The 20,214-nt window shown below is 61.1% G+C and carries 19 protein-coding genes; 6 read left to right on the plus strand and 13 right to left on the minus strand.

From position 1 onward, the window contains the following. Positions 1–334 precede the first annotated feature (334 nt). The 5 genes from HY696_04410 (at position 335) to HY696_04430 (ending at position 5,559) form a co-directional block, all read left to right on the plus strand. Positions 335–583, plus strand: a complete 249-nt coding sequence (locus tag HY696_04410) for a hypothetical protein (GenBank protein ID MBI4237648.1) — start codon at positions 335–337, stop codon at positions 581–583. After that, positions 580–1,683 (plus strand): deoxyhypusine synthase family protein, encoded by a 1,104-nt coding sequence (locus HY696_04415; protein MBI4237649.1) that lies wholly within the window; start codon positions 580–582, stop codon positions 1,681–1,683. Before HY696_04410 ends, HY696_04415 begins: the two co-directional genes overlap by 4 nt. A 122-nt stretch (positions 1,684–1,805) precedes the next feature. Then, positions 1,806–3,722, plus strand: coding sequence for a transglycosylase SLT domain-containing protein (locus HY696_04420; GenBank protein MBI4237650.1), 1,917 nt, complete (start codon positions 1,806–1,808; stop codon positions 3,720–3,722). A 219-nt stretch (positions 3,723–3,941) separates the two neighbouring features. Further along, positions 3,942–4,562, plus strand: a complete 621-nt coding sequence (locus tag HY696_04425; protein ID MBI4237651.1) for a DUF47 domain-containing protein — start codon at positions 3,942–3,944, stop codon at positions 4,560–4,562. Next, entirely contained in the window at positions 4,555–5,559 is a 1,005-nt protein-coding gene (locus HY696_04430) for an inorganic phosphate transporter (protein MBI4237652.1), read from the plus strand. The genes HY696_04425 and HY696_04430 overlap by 8 nt, the downstream gene beginning before the upstream one ends. Here HY696_04430 and HY696_04435 read toward each other — a convergent pair. The 13 genes from HY696_04435 to HY696_04495 all read right to left on the minus strand — a co-directional run bounded on the left by HY696_04435 (position 5,556) and on the right by HY696_04495 (position 17,221). Further along, positions 5,556–6,722, minus strand: a complete 1,167-nt coding sequence (locus HY696_04435) for a deoxyguanosinetriphosphate triphosphohydrolase (GenBank protein MBI4237653.1) — start codon at positions 6,720–6,722, stop codon at positions 5,556–5,558. The genes HY696_04430 and HY696_04435 overlap by 4 nt on opposite strands. Beyond that, on the minus strand, positions 6,719–7,459 hold the full coding sequence (locus HY696_04440) for a 4Fe-4S cluster-binding domain-containing protein (GenBank protein ID MBI4237654.1): 741 nt from the start codon (positions 7,457–7,459) through the stop codon (positions 6,719–6,721). Before HY696_04440 ends, HY696_04435 begins: the two co-directional genes overlap by 4 nt. A gap of 61 nt (positions 7,460–7,520) precedes the next feature. Then, a complete protein-coding gene (locus tag HY696_04445) occupies positions 7,521–8,162 on the minus strand; it encodes a DUF366 family protein (GenBank protein ID MBI4237655.1) in 642 nt (213 codons plus the stop codon). Between the two features lie 70 nt (positions 8,163–8,232). Then, the gene (gene queC / locus HY696_04450) at positions 8,233–8,976 is read right to left on the minus strand and encodes a 7-cyano-7-deazaguanine synthase QueC (protein ID MBI4237656.1); all 744 of its coding nucleotides are present in this window, start codon (positions 8,974–8,976) and stop codon (positions 8,233–8,235) included. Between the two features lies 1 nt (position 8,977). Next, positions 8,978–9,457: a hypothetical protein gene (locus tag HY696_04455; protein ID MBI4237657.1), complete on the minus strand. Its 480-nt coding sequence runs from the start codon at positions 9,455–9,457 to the stop codon at positions 8,978–8,980. 50 nt (positions 9,458–9,507) lie between these two features. Continuing rightward, entirely contained in the window at positions 9,508–11,235 is a 1,728-nt protein-coding gene (gene recJ, locus HY696_04460; GenBank protein ID MBI4237658.1) for a single-stranded-DNA-specific exonuclease RecJ, read from the minus strand. A 159-nt stretch (positions 11,236–11,394) separates the two neighbouring features. After that, complete coding sequence (gene secF / locus HY696_04465) at positions 11,395–12,333, minus strand: protein translocase subunit SecF (GenBank protein ID MBI4237659.1); 939 nt, start codon at positions 12,331–12,333, stop codon at positions 11,395–11,397. Next, on the minus strand, positions 12,330–14,126 hold the full coding sequence (gene secD, locus HY696_04470; protein ID MBI4237660.1) for a protein translocase subunit SecD: 1,797 nt from the start codon (positions 14,124–14,126) through the stop codon (positions 12,330–12,332). Before secD ends, secF begins: the two co-directional genes overlap by 4 nt. Further along, positions 14,123–14,440, minus strand: a complete 318-nt coding sequence (yajC, locus tag HY696_04475; GenBank protein ID MBI4237661.1) for a preprotein translocase subunit YajC — start codon at positions 14,438–14,440, stop codon at positions 14,123–14,125. The genes secD and yajC overlap by 4 nt, the downstream gene beginning before the upstream one ends. Continuing rightward, complete coding sequence (gene tgt / locus HY696_04480) at positions 14,437–15,630, minus strand: tRNA guanosine(34) transglycosylase Tgt (protein MBI4237662.1); 1,194 nt, start codon at positions 15,628–15,630, stop codon at positions 14,437–14,439. Before tgt ends, yajC begins: the two co-directional genes overlap by 4 nt. Positions 15,631–15,646: 16 nt before the next feature. Continuing rightward, complete coding sequence (locus HY696_04485; protein ID MBI4237663.1) at positions 15,647–16,273, minus strand: hypothetical protein; 627 nt, start codon at positions 16,271–16,273, stop codon at positions 15,647–15,649. A gap of 26 nt (positions 16,274–16,299) precedes the next feature. Continuing rightward, positions 16,300–16,776, minus strand: coding sequence for a hypothetical protein (locus HY696_04490; GenBank protein MBI4237664.1), 477 nt, complete (start codon positions 16,774–16,776; stop codon positions 16,300–16,302). Positions 16,777–16,780: 4 nt separating this feature from the next. Next, the gene (locus HY696_04495; GenBank protein MBI4237665.1) at positions 16,781–17,221 is read right to left on the minus strand and encodes a hypothetical protein; all 441 of its coding nucleotides are present in this window, start codon (positions 17,219–17,221) and stop codon (positions 16,781–16,783) included. A gap of 393 nt (positions 17,222–17,614) precedes the next feature. Here HY696_04495 and HY696_04500 point away from each other — a divergent pair. After that, positions 17,615–20,214: hypothetical protein (locus HY696_04500; GenBank protein MBI4237666.1), on the plus strand; the 2,600-nt coding region annotated here is incomplete at its 3' end.

Consider the following 20,214-nt stretch of genomic DNA (forward strand, 5'->3'; position numbering starts at 1 on the left):
CTTTTAATCTTCCTAGGTGAAATTCCTCGCGGCTTGCCGCGCTTTTTTTCCCTCTCCCTTTGGGGAGAGGGCTAGGGTGAGGGGGAGGATTACAAGATAGTGAGAGTCCTGATGGTCTCCCCCTCACCCAACTGCAATGGTGAGCAATGCTCCTGTTCGTCGCATTGCTGTAACCGCTGCTGCGGGCCATGCAGCGGCTCAGGCCGCTGCGCCCTTAGCCTCCCCAAAGGGAGAGGGAGGTGGATACCCCGCCCCTTGGGGCGGCGTGCATTCATCGTGTGTCTGTGCGTAAAATATTGACTTCTCCGGGGCTGTTGAATAACCCCACTCCACTATGACAGAGCGCAATCGACTTGAGGCGCAGTGGCCGTATGTTGAACGTAAATTATGTGGGCAATACCCGCGCGTTCCGGCGGAACTGTGGGCAGGGACCGAAGGGGCCCACGATCGCATCGTGCGGTTAGTGCGCGATCTCTATGTCCCCGGACGCGCGAACATTGTCGTGGAGGCCGAGGTACGGGACCTGTTGAATCAGTGGGTCACGGAGGCCGAGGCCGTGGCGGACCAAGAGGGGGGCGTATGAATCAGCCGGAAAAAAACGTGTTGCCGATCTTTAAAGAGCTGAGCACCAAGGATCGAGCGGAAAAAAAGGAACTGCTGAGCACGCCGATCGAACAGCTCGATTTGGCCAAACCGACCACGATCGCCGGATTAGTCGAAGCGTTCGGCAATGCCTCGATTCAGGCCCGCAACATCGGGACGTGCGCCAAGATCTGGGAACAAATGCTGACCGATCCGGATCGTCCGACGATCTTGTTGGCCATCGCGGGGCCGCTGGTTGCGGCGGGCTTGCGCAAAGTGATTCGGGATCTGATCGAATACAATTTGGTCGATGTCGTCGTTTCCACCGGCGCGATTTTGTATCAGGATTATTACCAGGCGCGCGGCTATCGCCACTATCGCGGGACCCCGGACGCCGACGACGGCGTGTTGCGCGACCTCTATATCGATCGGATCTACGATACGTATGTCGATGAAGAAGGGTTCATCGATACCGACTTGCATATCGGCCGTGTGGCGGACACGTTGGCGCCGGGCAACTATTCGAGTCGGCAGTTTTTGGAATTGCTGACGCGGGATGTGGACGATCCGAATTCCATCCTCGTCACGGCCGCGCGCCACGGCATTCCACTGTTTGCGCCGGCGATCAACGACTCCAGCATCGGCATCGGGTTGACTGAACATTATCATCGCTGTCGTACCCAAAATCGGCCCGGTGTGGCGATCGATTCGATCCAAGACAACTACGAACTGACGCAGATCGTCGTGCAGTCCAAATGCACAGCCGCGATCTACATCGCCGGCGGTGTGCCGAAGAACTACGTCAACGATTCGATCGTGATGGCGTATATCTTCGATCGCGATACCGGCGGACACCGCTACGCATTTCAGCTTACGGCCGATAACCCGCATTGGGGGGGCTTGAGCGGTTCGACGCTGTCGGAAGCCACGTCGTGGGGGAAGGTGAGCAAACAGGCCACGCACGCGATGGCCTTTTCGGAACCGAGCGTGTCGCTGCCGCTGGTCGCGGGCACGGTGTTGGAAAAACGTCTTGGGGAGCGGCGGAAGCGGATCCAATTCAAATGGGAACCGCCATTCTTGCGCGGCGTGGGACATCGGTAGAGGAAGTGCAAAGTGCAAATTGCAAAATGCAAAAATCAAAATGCAAAATGCAAAATTTCCGGATCTGTTGCTCCCGATTTTGCACTTTGCATTTTGCACTTTGCATTTTGACTTCCCTTAACATGGTATGTTTTCTCCTCGCCGCGTGTGCCGGGACTAGCGTTGGCGATGGCATGCGCGTCGGTCGGAATCCCCGCGCGCAAGCGACACTCGGGGATCTCCGCGCGGACAGTGCTCGGATTCATGGCCTGGCGCCGGCCGAGCGTGCGCTGTTGATCGGGATGACGTATGCCGATCACGGTCGCTTCCAAGACGCCAAACCCCATCTTGATGCCGCCACGGAGCTGGCGCCGGCTTTCGCCGACTACGCGCTGTATTACCGCGGTCGCGTGGCACTGGCGCTCGGAGATGCCGCGACGGCGACGCACATGTGGGAAACGCTGGTTCAGATCTACCCGCAAAGCCGACTCGCAGGACTCACCGAAGAGGCATTAGCCGAAGCCGCTGCGGCGCGCGGAGATCTTGACGGCGCGTCGATTCGATTGCAGACCTTGTTGCAACAGACCGCATCGCCATGGCGGGCGCGGCGCTTGCGGGAGCTGGCAGCGACGCTCGCGCTACGCGCGGGCGATCGGGGCGACGCTACGGCGCGCTATCAAGAACTGTATCGCAGTGCACGGTATCCAGGAGAAGTCGAACGGGCACGCGCTGGACTGACGGCCGCAAACGGCCACTCCGGGCGTGGCGATCCACTCAGCGGATGGCCGGCCGCGGAGCGGGTGGCATTGGCGGATGCGTTTCTGGAGCGTGGGCTGGCCGCAGAGGCCGTCGTATTGCTCGAAGCACTCGGCGGCGCCGGTGCGGAACGACTCGCCACGGCCTATTTCAAAGCGCGGAATTACGCAAAGGCGTATCCGCTCTTCGCGCGTCTCGTGGAACGCGGATCGAGCACGATGGACAGCATCACGCTGCTCCAACGCACGGCGCAAGCGGCGGCGCGCGCTGGGCAATACGCGCCAGCGATTGCATTGCAGGAACGGATCATCGCCGAGGCGCCGTCGGGCCGGGTCGCGAGTCAGGCCCGCTATAAGCGCGCCTTTCTGTTGCAGGACATGGGAAATTGCCAGGCTGCGGTGCCAGCGTACCGCGCGTGGTTGGACGACGGTGTCCGCGCCGGTGCTGCCGTGCCGGACGTGCTGTGGGCCATTGCGTGGTGCCATTATCAACAGCGGGCCTGGCCGACGGCACTTTCCGCGCTCGATGAATTGGCTGTGCTGGCCCCAGACACGTTGACGCAGGCGCGGGTTGCGTATTGGCGGGCGCGCGTGCAGGAAGCGGCTGGAGACCGCGGCGGCGCGCGCGACGCATTTGCTCAAGTCGCGGCGAGTTATGGCGGGACGTATTACGGGACGTTGGCGGCCACGCGGTTGCGTGGCGCGCATGCGCAGGAACAACTCTTTCGTCAGCGACCGGATACGCACGGACCCTCCGAAGCGCCGCCCGTCGACGGAGCGGAGCCAGTGGCTTCCCTGTTGCGACTTGGTTTATGGGACTATGCCCTCGATGAAACCGATCGTGCGGTCGGCAGTCGCGTTGGCCTTACGCCACTGCATGAGTGGGCGATGTATTATCTCGGGCGGCGATGGGGACTCGATCCCGCGTTGGTGCGCGTCGTCATGCGCCAGGAATCGGGATTTCGGGCCGATGTGGTCTCGCCAGCCGGGGCGATCGGGTTGCTCCAGCTGATGCCGGCAACGGCGCAACGAATGGCCGACGAACTCCAGTTACGCGATTTCCGCGACGAGGACTTATTCCGCACGCAACTCAATTTGCGCCTCGGGATGTGGTATCTCCGTTCGCTGTTGCAGCGCTATCGCGGCCAACTCCCGCTGGCGCTGGCCGCCTACAACGCTGGCGAGGCCGCCGTCGATCGTTGGCGCGAACAACATCCCTCCGCCCCGCTCGACGAATTCATCGAAATGATTCCCTATGAAGAGACCCACAATTATGTAAAGAGGATCCTGCGGATGTATTGGTGAGTTGAGACACCGAACAGCCGCACGTGCGGTGTGTTCTGGGTCTTCCCTCTCCCTTTTGGGGAGAGGGTTAGGGTGAGGGGGAGGAAGCAAGAGCGGGATCCATTTGTGTGCTCCCCCTCATCCCAACCTTCTCCCCAAAGGGAGAAGGGGTTCTTGAAGATACCTCGTAACATGCTGCGGGGGGTTGGTATTGGCGCTACGCTATGAAAGGAAACCACCATGGCCTTCTTGCCCAAGACATTCGACTTCTACAGCGGATTCGACGCGGTCGGAGGAAAGATCATCGAGGCGAGCCAAACGCTGTTGGCGATCGTTCATAAAGAGCTCGATTGGGAGACCGGGGCCGCCAAATTGCGCGAACTCGAACAAGAGGCCGATCAAATTACGCACAGCACGTTGGAGCGCTTGAACCGGACTTTCATTACGCCGATCGATCGCGAAGATATTCACTTGCTCGCGACGCGGCTCGACGACGTGCTCGATCTGATTTACGCCGTCGGCGGCCGGATGCGCATTTATCGGCCGCTGCAGTTGCCGCCGTACTTGTTGGAGATGGCCGGCATCATCGTCGACGGCACAAAAGAATTGGGCAAGGCCATTCGCGAGTTACGCGACACGAAGCATCGCGAAAAAGTGTTGCACCATTGTGTCGAGATCAATCGAATCGAAAATGCCGGAGATGAAAAATTGCGCGAGGGACTGGCGCATCTCTTCGCGCATGAAAAAGATCCGATCGAACTGATCAAGCTCAAAGAGATTCTCGAGACGTTGGAAGAAACGACTGACGCCTGCGAGCACGTCGCGCACGTGATCGAAGGGATCGTCTTGAAGCATGCTTGAACCGAGTCTCATCCTGGTCGCGTTGGTGGTCTTCGTGGCGCTGGTCTTCGACTTCGTCAACGGGTTCCACGATGCGGCCAATTCGGTCGCGACGATCGTTTCCACACGGGTCCTCTCTCCGCGCGCGGCCGTGCTGTGGGCCGCGGTTTTCAACTTTATTGCGGCATTCGCGTTCGGCACTGCGGTTGCCAAGATGGTGGCGACCGGCGTCGTGCATGCGCACGTCGTCACGATACCGGTGATCTTAGCGGCGCTGCTCGGCGCGATCGTGTGGGACTTGATCACCTGGTGGTACGGGATTCCCTCCAGCTCGTCGCATGCGTTGATCGGCGCGTTTGCCGGCGCCGGCGTGGCGGCCGCAGGTTGGCAGGCCGTCAAGTTCGGCGGATTCGGCAAGATCGGCGCGGCCATCCTCGTGTCGCCGCTCCTCGGCCTCGGGTGCGGTTGGGTGCTGATGAAACTCGTGAATTGCCTGATGCGCAATGCCAGACCGGCGAACGTGGATCATTGGTTTCGTCGGCTGCAGCTCGTGTCGGCGGCGATCTATTCATTTTCGCACGGTTCCAACGACGCGCAAAAGACGATGGGCATTATCATGGCGCTCCTTGTCGCAGCGGGACAGTTGGCGGCGGATGCCCCGGTCCCGCTGTTGGTCATTTTCGGCTGTCACTTGGCGATTGCGCTCGGCACCTTGTGCGGTGGGTGGCGGATCGTCCAGACGATGGGGATGCGAATCGTGCGGCTGCGGCCGGTAGACGGTTTCAGCGCCGAGACCGGTGGCGGCGTCGTGATCTTGCTGATGTCGCATTTAGGCATTCCCGTCAGCACCACGCATACCATCACCGGCGCGATCACCGGCGTCGGCGTCTGTCGTCGGTTCTCCGCCGTCCGTTGGTGGGTCGCCCGCCGCATCGTCTGGGCCTGGATCCTGACGATCCCCTGTTCCGCACTGATCGCCGCGGGGAGTTATTATCTGATTCAGTGGGTGACAGATTAAACGCGTTCGCGCGGGTCGAAGAGGCGGCGGTGTTCTTCGAACGCGTAGCGGTCGGTCATGCCGGCGATGTAGTCGCAAATATGGCGTTCGCGGGCGCTGTCGTGGCGGATCCGTTCGTAGTATTTGGTCGGGAGCATGCGCGGATTGCGTTGGAACGATTCGAATAATGCCTGCACCACGCCGCGCGCCTTTTCCGCCATCCGTTCCACGCGATAGTGGCGGTAGAGGTGGTCGAAGAGATAGCGCTTTAGTTCCATAAAGCGCGCAGCGAACGCCGTGCTGAACGCGGCCAAGTCGCCACCGCGGGTGCGGATGTCGTCGATCGTTGCGATATGGCGGTCCGCCAGACGCCGCGTCGTTTCTTCCAGCAAGTCGACGATGCAAGTGCGAATCAATCCGCGGATCGCCGAGTGGCGGAGCAGTTTCACGCTCAACGTCGGCCCTTGCGTTGTGATGGCCGCGACGTGTTCTTGCCACACCGGGACGGTGGCGAGGCCGGCGAGCGTGATCATCCCCGACGTGAGGCCATCGTCGAGGTCGTGGTTGGTGTAGGCGATTTCGTCCGCTAAATTGACGATTTGGGCCTCGAGGCTGGGATAGCCTTCGTGCGCGGCGAAGCCGCTGATGCCGCGCGGGGCGTCGTATTCGCCCGCGTGTTTGACGATCCCTTCCAGGACTTCGAACGAGAGATTGAGTCCGGCACTGTGGGCGTAGCGCTCTTCCAGTTGCGTCACGACGCGGTAACTTTGGTGATTATGTTCGAAGCCGCCGTGTTCTTTCATCAGCCGGCTCATCACGTCTTCGCCGGCATGGCCGAACGGCGTGTGGCCGAGGTCGTGTGCCAACGCGACGGCTTCGGCCAAGTCTTCGTTGAGTCGCAGACTGCGACAGACGGCGCGCGCGATCTGCGCCACTTCCAAACTATGCGTGAGTCGCGTCCGGTAATAATCGCCTTGATGATTGACGAAGACTTGCGTCTTGTATTCGAGGCGGCGGAACGCGCTGGAATGTAGGATGCGGTCGCGGTCGCGTTGGAAGATCGTGCGATACGGATCTTCCGGCTCGGCCACCGCGCGGCCTTTTGAGCGGCACGCCAGCGCGGCATAGCCGGCCAACCGTGCTTGTTCCTCCTGTTCGAAGTCGTTCCGCGTGCGTAGGCTCATAACATGTTCCATGCTTTATGCATTTGCCGTCCGATGGCGACGTTCGGCAGCACACCCTGGCACTGTTGGCGCCACGCGGTCAACTGCGATTCGTCGGGCGCGGCCGCGTAGTGCGCTGTGGCCGTCGCAGGTTGGAGAAACACGCGCAACGTCGGATCGTGGCGTTGGATCAGATGCATCGCCGTGGCGAGTTCCTCCGCAGTTGTCGCATGTGTGACGATGATTTTGGCGTACCGTTCCTTGCCGCTCTGCGCGGCCACGCGGATGAATGCCGCGTGTTCTTCCCAAAAGGCGCGCATGCCGGTGGATGACGGGAGTTTCAAGTCCATGCTGATGACATCGACATGCGGCGCGACCTTTGCCAATGCCTGCGCTTGGAGTCCGGCCGTTTCCAGCAACACGCGGCGCGCAGCATGCACGGTCGGGAGCCAACTCGCCAGAAAGGCCGCTTGGACAAGCGGTTCGCCGCCGGTGATCGCGAGCCACGGATCGTCGAAGTCGGTCATCCATGCGTTGAGCTGCGCGGCCGTCACTGGATTCGGATGCGCGGCGAAGGTGCGGGAGCGCGGCGGTGTTTCCACGCGGGCATGCAGTGCATGCAGCGCGAGGGCGTGTGGGGTGTCGCACCAGCGACAAGTAAACGGGCAGCCTTGCAAGCGCACGAACGTCATCGGCGTGCCCGTGTAGGGACCTTCGCCTTGGAGGGAGGAAAAGATTTCGTGCAGCTCGACGTTCATAAGAACTCACTTCAAAACCTACTGCGCGGCCCAATGGCGGCGTTGCGCCACCCAGCAATCCTCACGTACAACTTCGTACGCTCCGGTTGCTGGGGCCCGGCGCGCCTTGCCCTTGGGCCGCTCGTGACGGTTTTGAAGTGAGTTCTAGACCGACCGGTCGGACTTTGGCGCGGGCATGTTGCACTTCGGCGAATTCTACAGCGTAGCGATCCATCACGTCTTTAGCGAACGGCGCTGCAGCAATGTCGTAATCCTGCAGTCCGCGCGTTGGCACTGGGGTGTTGGTGTTCAGGACGTTGATGCCGGTGTGAATCAGGCTTGAAATCGGCGAGACGGTGGCGATGGAAACGGAGAGTTTGGCCACGCCGTCGAACAGGTCGTCGCCCTCGCGCCGGATCGAGATTGCCGGACAGTGGGATCGCAGCACGTCGTGGCAGATCGCCACCAATAGTCGTTGCCAGAGGATCATGCGAGTGAGATCGGTCTCGAAGTGTTCGACGATAAAGTGCAGCATCGCGTCGGAATGGATCCAGGCCTGCGCGCGGACGTCCTCCCAGTCGACCATATGGGCCGCAGTGACCTTTGCTGGACCGACAAACGCGGCGATGGCGTCACCGACGGCGCCGGTCTGTTCCAAGATCCAGTGCGGGCGTAGTTGGGCGCCGTCGTAGAGGATCGTTTCGGGAATCCAGAGGGTGTGCATAGTTTCCTTGGTATTCTCCCCCTCACCCCACTGATAATGGTGAGCAATGCTCCTGCTCGTCGCATCGCTGTCACCGCTGCCGCGGGCCATGCAGCGACCGAGTCGCTGCGCCCTTACCCTCCCCAAAGGGAGAGGGGAGTGGATGCCCCGCCCCTCGGAGCGGGGCGCATTTCATCGCGCGTTGGAAGCGGGCGCAGGATTCGCAGCGGCCGCACCATTGCGCGCCGCCTTCGTAACACGGCCAACACCAGTCCAGCGGGATTTCCAGCCGGCGGGCGGTCGCGGCAATTTCAGATTTCTGCATCGCTTGGGTGTAACTCACGACGCGCGGGTGGGTGCGGGTCGAAAGTTGGAACGCGGCGGTTGTTTGTTCGACAAACGCGGCACTGTTGTCCGAGAAAGTGACCGCCTCTTCGGCGTTAAATCCGGTCACGATCCAGTCGAGTTCGTGGGTCTCCGCGTAGGCGGCGGCGATATTCAGAAAGACGCCGTTGCGATTCGGGACCCAGACGGCGGACGCCGAACGATGTTGGCCCGCGAGGTCATTCAATGCGGCGCTGTCATATGTGGGCAGCGCTTGGTCGCGTTGGACGAGCGCGGTGTGCGTGATGTCTCCCAACCACGGCAACTGCAACACGGTGTGGGGAATCTTCCAATGGCCGCAAAACCGTGCAGCGCTGCTGATTTCGCGGGCGGCGGCGCGTTGGCCGTAGTCGAACGTCAGGGCCAACGCGACGCCGTGTTGAGCGTGCGCCAATGCGGTCGATACGACCGAATCGAGACCGCCGGAGAGTAACGTCACGGCTTGGCTCATACTACTCGGGGGATTGCATTCCGCGATCGGTGCGGATCGTGGCCAAGCGGGACTCGATTTTGTGGAGTCGCGTTTGGAGTTTTTTCAGCTCGCGTTGGGACGGGATATTGAGAAAAGAAAGGAGCTCGGAGCCGGTCTCTTTGGCGGAGTGATACGCGCGCGACAGGAGGTCCCAGCCGTTGAGTTTGTCGAGGATCGAGTCGAGGTGGTCGCGGGCCTCGTGGATGAGTTGTTCGCGCTGTGCGAAGATCGGCGTTGAGGAGATCCGGGTGATCATTTCATCGCCCAACGCGCGGACTTCGCGCACCAGATGGGAGCGCTGTTGGGATGCCACGGTGAGCCAGTCCTTGGCGCCGTATTTTTGCAACAACTCGGAAATGACGCCGCGAGCGCGGTCCACGAGGTGGCCATTGGCCTGACCATTTTTTCGGCTGCGACGCGGGGCCGCCTTGGTGCGTTTTGTTTTCGGTGTCGTTTTCATAAATCCTCCCGTTCTGATGTCGCAAAGCTTAGCGGTCTTGACACAGTGTGTCAAGACCCGCGATCTCCGGCAGGGCGGAGGTCGCGGAGCCTCAATTGCAGCGACGTGCGTCCTTGAAAGGTGTTGAATTCCAAGTGAAAGGCCACGTCGAGTGAGGCGCCATTGCCGTGACTGTGCTCTCCCATAGAAAAACCGATCGCGTCAAGCGGGGAGTGCGCCCCAGCCAAGCGGAGGCGGAGGTGATTCTTTCCCACGATGCGGCGCTGCACGACGGAGGTCCCATGCAGTGTAAAGAGCGGTTCCGGATTGCCGGGGCCGAACGGATGGAGTTGCGCCAATTCTTTGGTGAGTGTCGGGGTGATCGCTGCGGCATCGAGCTGCGCGTCGATTGTGATGCGGCGTTGCCGATGGGTCGGCAGCAAGTGCCGCGCGGCGACGCCGGCGAACCGCTTCGCAAATGCGGTCCATTGATCCGGTCTCAACGTCAGGCCGGCCGCGGCGCGATGGCCGCCACAGGTCAGCAGTGTGTCTCGCGTTTCCAACAAGGCGTCCAGCAGCGGAAATTCGCCGATGCTGCGGGCTGAGCCGCGCGCGATGTCACCGCCTAAGCCGATCAGCACGGTCGGCACGCGATATCGCTCCGCCAATCGGCCCGCGATAATGCCGATCACGCCGACCGGCCACGCCGCATCGGCCAACACCAGGCATGGGCGCGAGGCCAGGTCCGGATCAGCGGCGAGTCGGGCCTCGCACTCGGCCAGGATTCGCGCCTCAATCGCTTGGCGTTCCGCGTTGAGTCGATCCAACTCGGCGGCTAGCGTGGCGGCGCGCGCGGCGTCTTCGGTGGCGAGGAGTTCCACGGCCAATCGGGCATGCGCCAAACGTCCGGCGGCGTTGAGGCGCGGGGCGAGACCGAACGCGATGCGATACGTGTCGACTTCGGACGGGAGCATGCCGGCCTGGCGCATCAAGGCGTGCAGCCCGCATCCGGCGTGGGTTTTCAGTTGGTCGAAACCGAAACGGCAGAGGATGCGATTTTCTCCGGTCAGCGGGACGATATCGGCGATGGTGGCGACGGCCACCAAATCGAGGAACTGTTTCAGATTTGGCTCTGGTCCGTTCATGAGTTGCGGCGCGTCGCGCAATCGGGCGCGCAGCGCCGTGAGGAGTTTGAATGCGACGCCGGCACCGCAAAGGACGGATTCCGGATATTGGCTGTTGGCCCGTTTCGGATTGATCACGGCGAAGGCCGCCGTGGAATGGGCCTCGCCCGGTTCGTGGTGATCGGTGACGATTACGTCCACGCCGCGCGCGCGCGCTTGCTCGAGTGCAACATGCGCGGTGGTGCCGTTGTCGACCGTCAGGATCAGCGTGGTGCCGAGATCCGCCAGCTGATTTACGGCGGTGACGCTGAGTCCGTATCCTTCCGTGTTGCGGTCAGGGATATAAAATTCGATGTCATGGCCGATGGCGCGAAAGAAGCGGAGCAACAGGGCCGTTGCGGCGGTGCCGTCGACATCGTAGTCGCCGAACACCGTGATCCGCTCATTAGTGGCGAGTGCCCGAATGATCCGGTCGGTCGCGCGTTCCATGTCAGGGAGCAGAAATGGATCGTGGAGGTCGCTGAGGCGCGGATGGAGAAACCGTTCTGCAGTGGCCGGATCGGCAATGCCGCGGTGGATCAGGACTTGCGCAGTGATCGAAGAGACGCCGAGCGCGGCTGCAAGTGTGGCTGCCTGTTCAGGCTGTGGGCATGCAAGGGACCAATCTGTACCCACGTATGGCCTCCCCCTCACCCAATCGCTAATGGTGAGCAATGCTCCTTTGCGTCGCATTGCTGTCACCGCTGCTGCGGGCCATGCAGCGACTCATGTCGCTGCGCCCTTAGCCTCCCCAAAGGGAGAGGGGGCCGGAGGTTCCGCGTTGCGGAACGTCATCTATCGACTCACGACCGATTGGTGCCGATTGGGGCCGTCGGCCCGTTTGGTGCCGGCGCGGTGGTAGAGCCACATGTAGATCGGGCTGGCGATGAAGATGCTCGAGTAGGTTCCGGTGACGATACCCACAATGAACGCATACGCGAAGTCGCGGATCTCGCCGCGTGCCAGCAGAAAGAGGCACACTACGGCGATCAGGACCGTGACGCTGGTCAGGATGGTGCGCGGCAGTGTCTCGGTGAGGCTCCGGTTAATGACTGCTGCCACTGTGTCGGGGGTGATTTCCTTGCCGTGTTCCCGGATGCGGTCATAAATAATGATCGTGTCGTTGATCGAGTAGCCGAGGATCGTGAGGAGCGCGGCCAGGATCGTCAGGTTGAATTCCGTGCCGGCGATGACCAGCGCCCCGACGGTCAAGATCAGGTCGTGCGCGAGCGCCACGAGGGCGCCGGGGGCGAAGAAAAAATCGAAACGAAACCCGATATAAACCAGTAGCGCCGCGAGGACGTAGAGGATGATCTTGATGCCGCGGGTGCGCAGTTCCTTGCCGACGCGCGGGCCGACGCTCTCTTGGGCTTCCAGCTGGGTTTCCGAGCCGAAACGTTCCGTCAGTTGTGCGGTGATCTGCGCGACGACTTCCGTGTTCTGCGTCTCTCCGGCCTTCACTTTGATCAAAAAGCGTTGTTCGCGGACTTCACCGAAGCGCTGCACTTGGGCCTCGAGGTGTGCGGCGGTCAGCGTCTCCTGAATGGCGCCTTCGGTGGCCTCCGCACTCAGGTGATACGTCAGTTTGGCGCCGCCGAGGAAGTCGATGCCCCAGTTGATTCCGCGCATCCAGACGATCGCGCAGGCCGCGATCATCGCGAAGACGGAGATGGCGATCCAGAGGGATCGTTTGCCCATGAAGTCGTAGGTACGACGCGGTGTAAAACTAATCATATGCTCAATTTCTCCACTTTGCGGCTGGCAAAGATGTATTCGTACACCGCCTCGGTGGCGAAGACGGCAGTGAACAGGGTGGTGAGGATGCCGACGCAAAGCGTGACGGCGAAGCCCTTAATCGGGCCGGTGCCGAATTGATAGAGGAAGATCCCGGCGATCAATGTGGTGAGATTCGCATCGATGATGGCACGTTTCGCGTTGGAGTATCCGAGTTGCACGGCGACTTTTGGGGCACGTCCGGCGCGTAATTCTTCGCGCACGCGCTCATGGACCAACACGTTGGCATCCACGGCCATGCCGATGGTGAGGACGATTCCGGCGATGCCCGGCAGCGTGAGCGTGGCGTCGAAGAGGGCCAAAATGGCCAACAGCAACAGCACGTTCAGCGCAACGGCGAAATCCGCCAACACGCCGCTCCACGCGTAGTAGATGATCATGAAGATGATCACGGCGAGTGCGGCGACCGTCGTCGCGCGGAATCCTTGGCGGATTAAATCTGCGCCCAATGAAGGGCCGACGACGGTCTTCGTGGCTTCGGTGAGTGTCGCCGGCAGCGCGCCTTCTTGCAGCACGAGCGTTAAATCGCGGGCCTCTTGGGTCTTGGTGTCGTAATCGCCGGAGCCGAGTTCGATGATGCCCGATCCGCCGGTGATTGCGGTGCGAATGACCGGCGCCGACATGACCGTGCCGTCGAGTAAGATGGCGAGATAATGGCCGACGTTTTCTTTCGTGAGGTCGCCAAAGATTTTCGCCCCGGTTTTATTGAACGTGAATGCCACTTTCGGTTCGTTCTGTTCCACTTGCACGAGCGCGTCTTCCAACATGTCCCCGGTGACGTGGGCGCGGTCTTCGATCAGGTACGGGATACCGCCCATGACTTTCTTGGTGACACGGTCGCGGATCAGTTCGAAGGCGAGCTGCGAATTCGGCGGGAGATCCGTGCGCAGCGCCTCTTGCAGTTTGGCGACAGTTTCGGCGCGGAAGTCGTCGTTCGGGATGTTCTGGGACTTACGCGCTTCAGCGATCTGGACGCTCAACTTGTCTTGTTGCGCCTTCAGTGCCGCAGCCGAACTGACTTCATGGACTAAGCGAAGTTCGAGTTGCCCGGTTCGTTTGATCAGGTCGAGCGCGCGGTCCGGATCTTTGAGACCTGGGAGTTCGATCGCAATCCGATCCGCGCCTTGGCGGCGGATGTCCGGTTCGCCGACGCCGTAGCGATTGATCCGGTTGCGCACCGATTCCGTGGCTTGGGCCACGACGCCGTCGTTGATGGTGTCGAGATATTCTTTGGAGAGCGCGAGCCGTGCTTTCGGTTGGGTGGCCGGCGCATCCGGTGTTGTGGTGTCTGGCGTGTCGAGTCGCTGCAGGTTGCAGGTGCGGCGATAATCGCGGCTCTTGTCGCGTAACGACTCCAACGCGGCCAATGCGGCCTCGGACGGGAACGTGATTTCGACTTGGCCCGGTGTGGTCTGGGTCAGGCTCACGGGTGCGAAGGCCTTGTCTTGTTCTTCAAGCTGACGACTGAGTTCGTTGACGAACAAGTCGGTCTTGCGGCGCAGCGCGTCTTGGAGGTTGACCTCCAACTCCACGTAGATGCCGCCTTGCAGGTCGAGTCCTAATTTCAGTCCGTGCCGTGGGAGCAGTTCGAAGTACCACGGGACCGCTTCGCCGGCCGCTTCGAGTGCGTCACGCTTGGCCTCGGTCCCGAGCAATGTCGGGAGCAGGAGGTAACAGCCGAGGCAGAGCGATGCGAGGACCAGCCAGAATTTATATTTCCAACCGCTGCTCATGCCGCCACCGGTTTGTTGGTCTTCGAGGGGATCGACGCGACTTGGTCGCGGTTCATCTTCACGTGCACGTTCTTCGCGATTTCCACTTGGATGGTGCCGTTATCGATGTTGGTCACGCGTCCGTGGATGCCGCTGCGAGTGATGATTTCATCCCCTTGGGCGAGGCTGGCGATCAGGCTCTGCAATTGGCGCTGTTGCTTCTGTTGCGGGCGAACAACCAGGAAATAGAACACCGCGAAGACGAGCAGCATCGGGAGTAACATTCCGGCGATGCCGCCGGTCGGGGCGGCTTGTTGGGCAAGGGTCAAGATCATGATGTTCTCCTTCGTTCTAGTACGGTGGATTTGAAGTCAGGGAAATTGCCTGCCGCTATCGCAGTGCGCGCGTTGGCTAGCAAACGGAGATAGAAATGTAAATTATGAATTGTATTCAGTCGCGCGCCTAAAATCTCCTTCGCTTGGGCCAAATGGTGCAGATAGCTGCGCGAGTAGCGGCGGCAGGTGTAGCAGTCGCAGTCGGGGTCGAGCGGCAGCGGGTCGCGGGTGAAGCGGCTGTTGAAGATGTTCACGTCGCCCACGCTGGTGAAGAGGAGGCCGGTGCGGGCGTGGCGGGTTGGCAGCACGCAATCGAACATGTCGACGCCGTGATCGATGCAATGTAGCAAGTCTTCCGGTGTGCCGACGCCCATCAGGTAACGGGGATGGTTCGCGGGGAGCGCGGCGCAGCAGTGCGCAGCGATGTCGTACATCTGCGCGGGCGGTTCGCCGACCGAGAGCCCGCCGATCGCGTAGCCGTCGAAGCACGTTCGCTCGCTAGCGCTCGCTGGGACGAGAGACGAAGGACGAGGGACGAGCAGTTGCTCGATATACTCCGTGCGCAGTTGGGGGAACATGCCGCCTTGGACGATCGCGAAGAGGAGTGCTTCGGGCCGCGTGCGGGCCGCGAGGGAGCGCGTGGCCCAGCGCAGCGACAGCGCCATCGATTGGCGGGTTTCCGGTTCGGTGGCCGATGCGGCGAGGCATTCGTCGAGGACCATCATGATGTCGCTGCCGAGTGCTTCTTGGATCTGGATCGCCGATTCCGGCGTTAGATGGTGTTTGGCGCCGCCGTCGAGCGGCGACTGGAACGTGACGCCGTCGTCGGAGAGTTGCACTTTGATCGGCGGTCCGGCGCTCGGTCCGCGCGGCGCGGCGTGGCCGAGGCTGAAGATTTGGTAACCGCCGCTGTCGGTCAGGATCGGGCCGTCCCATCCCATGAAGCGATGCAGACCGCCGAGTTCGCGGATGAGTTCATGTCCGGGGCGCAGCATCAGGTGATACGTATTCCCGAGGATGATTTGGGCGCCGAGGGCTTGCAGTTCTTCCGGCGTCATGGCCTTCACGGTCGCGCGCGTCCCGACCGGCATGAAGATCGGCGTGTCGATGACGCCATGTGCCGTCGTGAGCCGACCGAGCCGCGCACGGGTGTTGGGAGGGGACTGTAGAACAGTAAAGTGCTGTGACATGAGAGGGCAGCTATTGTCAGTGACTGACCGGCGCCATGGTTCGGTATTCTTTCCCATTCAGCCGATACGTCACGTGGACGGCCTTGGCGCGTTTCGAGCCGGGCCATTTCTTGGTTGGCGGGAAATAGACGACGCCCGCGACTTTGAGGCCAGCGGGGAGTTTGTGGACCCGCATCATGTCGTCGATGACGAAGTTGCGCACGTCGTTGTCGTGCGCGGCACTGCCCGCCACGCCGGCGATCGCGCTGGTGCCGGCCACGGCGATCCCGGCGTAGACCAGTTCATCGACGTTGCCGATCGCGCCACCTAAGCCGAGCCCGGCGCCGATGATGCCGCCGATCGTCGCGGCGGTCTTCGCGCGGTTGCGGGCCAAGATTTCAAGGTCGCCGCGGGTCAACGATTGCACCGCGTACCCGGCATCGTTTTCGACGTATGCGGTGCAGCATTCGATCCGCGCGTCTGTTGTGCCGTTATTGCGCAGCGCGATGACGGCGGCGGTCCAGCCGCCCTTGGCTTTGATTGCGACGACGTCGAGCGCTACCGGCGCGCGCGCGATTGTTGCCACCGCGCGACTCTTGGCCAACGCCGGCGTGCTGCCGGCAATCAGGAGCAATGCGGCAATCAATATGTTTTTGCGGGTCATCCGAGCCTCCATGGCATGTTCATCTGTTACGGCACTAATTCAATCGAACTGATATCCGATAGATAGGGACCAATCATGGTTTGGAGTTCGATCCCTTCCGGCGTGCGCTGCGTCGGCGTGGCCAGATGCAGTGTGCCGGCGACCGCCACGCGGCGCCCTTCGAACCGCTTCACTTCATCGGCGGAACGCGTTCCCGTGGCGTCGTAATAGATGCCGAGCATCACGCCGACCTGGTGCGAGCAGAGGATTTGGACCGGGCCGGCGCCGCTGCGCCCCGATTGTTGCGGAGCCGATTCATGGCGCCGTTTCGTCACGTTGGTTCGCTCATAGACCCCTTCGACCCAGACGCGGCGTCCATCGAGGTGCTTGATCTCTTCGTAGGTTTGGCAGCAGCGCGGCATTTCGCGAGCCGGAATCACTGTGCGGGCCGCCGCAGGGAACGCGTTGAGGCCTGCGACGAAGCCGCAACAAGTGACACCGAGCGATATGAACCATCTCCGCATGCGTTTACGTTGTTTTCGGCCGATACATCGCGCCGACCAATACGCCGAGCAACAGAAATTCTCCCATCCCGAACGCGAAGACTTTGAAGTAGAGGACGTTCGGCCACGGCTCGAACGGGTACATTCCGAGCAGTTGGCAGCCCCAGTAAAAGAGTCCCATTACGGCGCCGAAGCGGATGCCTTGCACTTGGCGGGGTTTGTCGGGTTCATACCCCTTCGCAAAGATGGCCGTGAAGAGGAAGCCGAACAAGAGGTACATCCCGAACGCGACCCAACGCTTGGATTCCATCTCCGGGATGGGGCGCCAACGGTCGATCATGGCCATCCAGTCGGGCATCAGGATCTTGTGTTGGACCACAAAATCGACGCCAAAAAAGACCAAGGCGACGATAAGCGACTGGATAATCCATGCCTTGCAGTCGCAGCGGCAGTTCGTGGTGCTCATATCGGTTCCCCCTTTGTGATGATGAAGTCGTCCCCCGACAACCTGGGTATTGCGTGCCTCATAGGCCACTGGGGCGAAAGATGCAACCTCGGATGGGTTGGTGGGCACTCAGGGCGGGCTGCTATCTTTAGATAGAGATGAAAATAATGTTTGTGAGTCGGATAATGGAAAGATATAATTTTATTATACGAACTTAGGTAGGGTTTCGAGGTTCGTATTCGTTGTTTGGAAAGTTAGGGTCGTTTGAAAATTCGTGCGGCGGGCCGTTAACGCCGCTCGCTTGTTGTTCGCAGGGGGCGAATGAACAAGTTGAGCCGATGCCTCGCAGTCCCGTGGCGCCAGATTCTTCGCTGGTGCAACGGGATTCTTTTTGTCTGCGTCGTCCAAATTTGCGTGCCCATCGCCTCCGCTCACGCCGCCAACGTCACGATCGATAGCAGCACAAGTACCGGGGCTCGGAACAACGGCACGAATCCGAAAGTCGTCTTCACGACGGATCAGATCGGCTATATTTTCTACGCCGATTCCGGAGGCAATTGCGTCTACAGCAAGAGCACCGACGGCGGCGCCAATTGGGGTACGGCGATCCAAGTCGATAGCGCCAACAACTCCGACTGCACAAACATGGCGGTGTGGTACGACCAATGGACGCCGGGCGACACCAGCGGGACTAAGATCCACGTGGCCACGCTCGATAGCGGTGCCGACGACATTTGGTACACCTGGCTCGATACCAACGGCGACACGCTCAGCACGACCGCGAATGCCTCCGATACCAATCAAGGCGGGACGTTTGCCGCCGGCACGAACTTTTCCAGCATCACGAAAGGGACTGACGGCGACCTGTACTTAGGCGTCCAGGACGGCGGCGATTCGTTCGTGCTGAAATGTACCGGCAGTTGCGATACGGGCAGCAACTGGACCGAGGCCGGGACGAGTCCGTTCGATCTGGCCAACGATTACTTGATCCTGCTTCCCCTCGCCGGCGGCAATGTCATGGCCATTCGGCGCGACGTTTCGGCCGACGATGTCGATTCGCAAATCTATACCGACAGCAGCAATACATGGGCCGGGAGTTGGACGGATATCGACACCAGCGCCACCGAGAACAGCACCTATGACGCCGCGATGGGGGCCACGGTCGATAAACTGACCAACGATATCTATCTGGCCTATGTCGCGCAGGCCGCGACGCTCGGCACCGACGACGACATCCGCACCGCGTATTACAACGGGTCGTGGACCGCGAAGACCGATGTCTTGACCAACGACAGCAAGGGGTTGACCGGCGCGAAGATCGAGTTCGATGAAAATAACGGCGACGTCTACGTCGTCTATACCGCGCAAACGACTGCCGGCACTGCGTCGACCGGCAACGTGTATTACAAGAAATCGACCGATGGGATGGTGAATTGGGGCGCGGAGTCGAGTGCCATCAATTCTTCCAGCAGCGACTTGTATGGCCCGCTGGTGAACGCGATGTCGAACCAGCGCTTGTATGTCGGCTGGCTCGACGGGACCAACAGCGACTTGATCGCCGACACGATCGCCGACATCGCGCCGCCGACCGTGCAATTTTCCAGCGCGAGTTCCAGCGGCAGCGAGGCGACCACGCCGGGATCGATGACCGTGTCGCTCTCGTACGGTTCGATTCAGACGGTGACGGTCGATTACGCCGTCACGGGCGGGGCCGCGACCGGGAGTGGGACCGATTACACGTTGGCCAGCGGGACGCTAACGTTCACAGCGGATCAGACCAGCAAGACGATCGATCCGACGATCGTCAACGATGCGCTCGACGAGGCGAACGAGACGATCATCGTCACGTTGTCGAATCCGACCAAGTCGAGTCTCGGGGCGACGACTGAACACACGTACACGATCACCGACGACGACGCGACGCCGACATTGGCGGTCGCGGATGTGAGCGTGGATGAAGCGGCCGGCACCGCGACGGTCACGGTGACGATGACGGGCTATAGCGCATCGACCGTCACGGTCGATTATGCCACGTCGAACGGCACTGCGATCGCAGGGGATGATTATACCAGCGCCAGCGGGACGTTGACGTGGACGACGGGGCAGACCGGCGACAAGACATATACGATCACGATCGCCGAAGACGCGTTGGATGAAAATAACGAGACGATCACGAATACGTTGTCGAATGCGGCGAATGCGTCGATCAGCGATGCGACGGGCACCGCGACGATCACCGACAATGACGCGTCGCCGAGTGTCGCGTTTTCGGCGTCGAGCAGTAACGGTGCGGAATCGGCCACGCCCGCGACGATCACGATTGCGCTTTCGGCGGTGTCGGGGCGCGATGTCACGGTCGATTACGCGCTGAGTGGCACGGCGACCGGGAGCGGAACCGATTACACGTTGGCGAACGGGACGGCGACGATCACTGCGGGCAGTTCTTCGGTGAATTTATCGGCGACGATTGCGGACGATGCGTTGGACGAGAACGACGAGACGATGATCGTTACGTTGTCGAATCCGGGCAACGCCTCGCTCGGCGCGACGACCGTGCATACCTATACGATTACGGACAACGATGCGACGCCGACGGTCGCGTTTACCGGGACGACCGGGAGCGGTGGCGAAGCGACGACGCCCGGCAATATGCAACTGACGCTCTCCGCAGTCTCGGGCCGCGATGTGACGGTCGATTACGTAGTGAGCGGCGGGACCGCGACCGGGAGTGGGACCGATTACACATTGGCAAGCGGGACGGCGACGATCACCGCCGGGAGTACAACGACGAATATCGGCGCGACGATGGTGGACGATGCGTTGGATGAAGCGAACGAGACGATCGAAGTGACCATTTCGAATCCGAGCAACGCGACGCTCGGCGCGAACACGATTCATACCTATACTATTAATGATAACGACGCGACGCCGACGTTGGCGGTCGCGGACGTGAGTGTCGATGAAGGCGCTGGCACGGCGACGGTCACGGTGACGATGACGGGCCAGAGTGCCTC

The organism is Deltaproteobacteria bacterium (genome assembly GCA_016210045.1).
Classification (GTDB): domain Bacteria; phylum UBA10199; class UBA10199.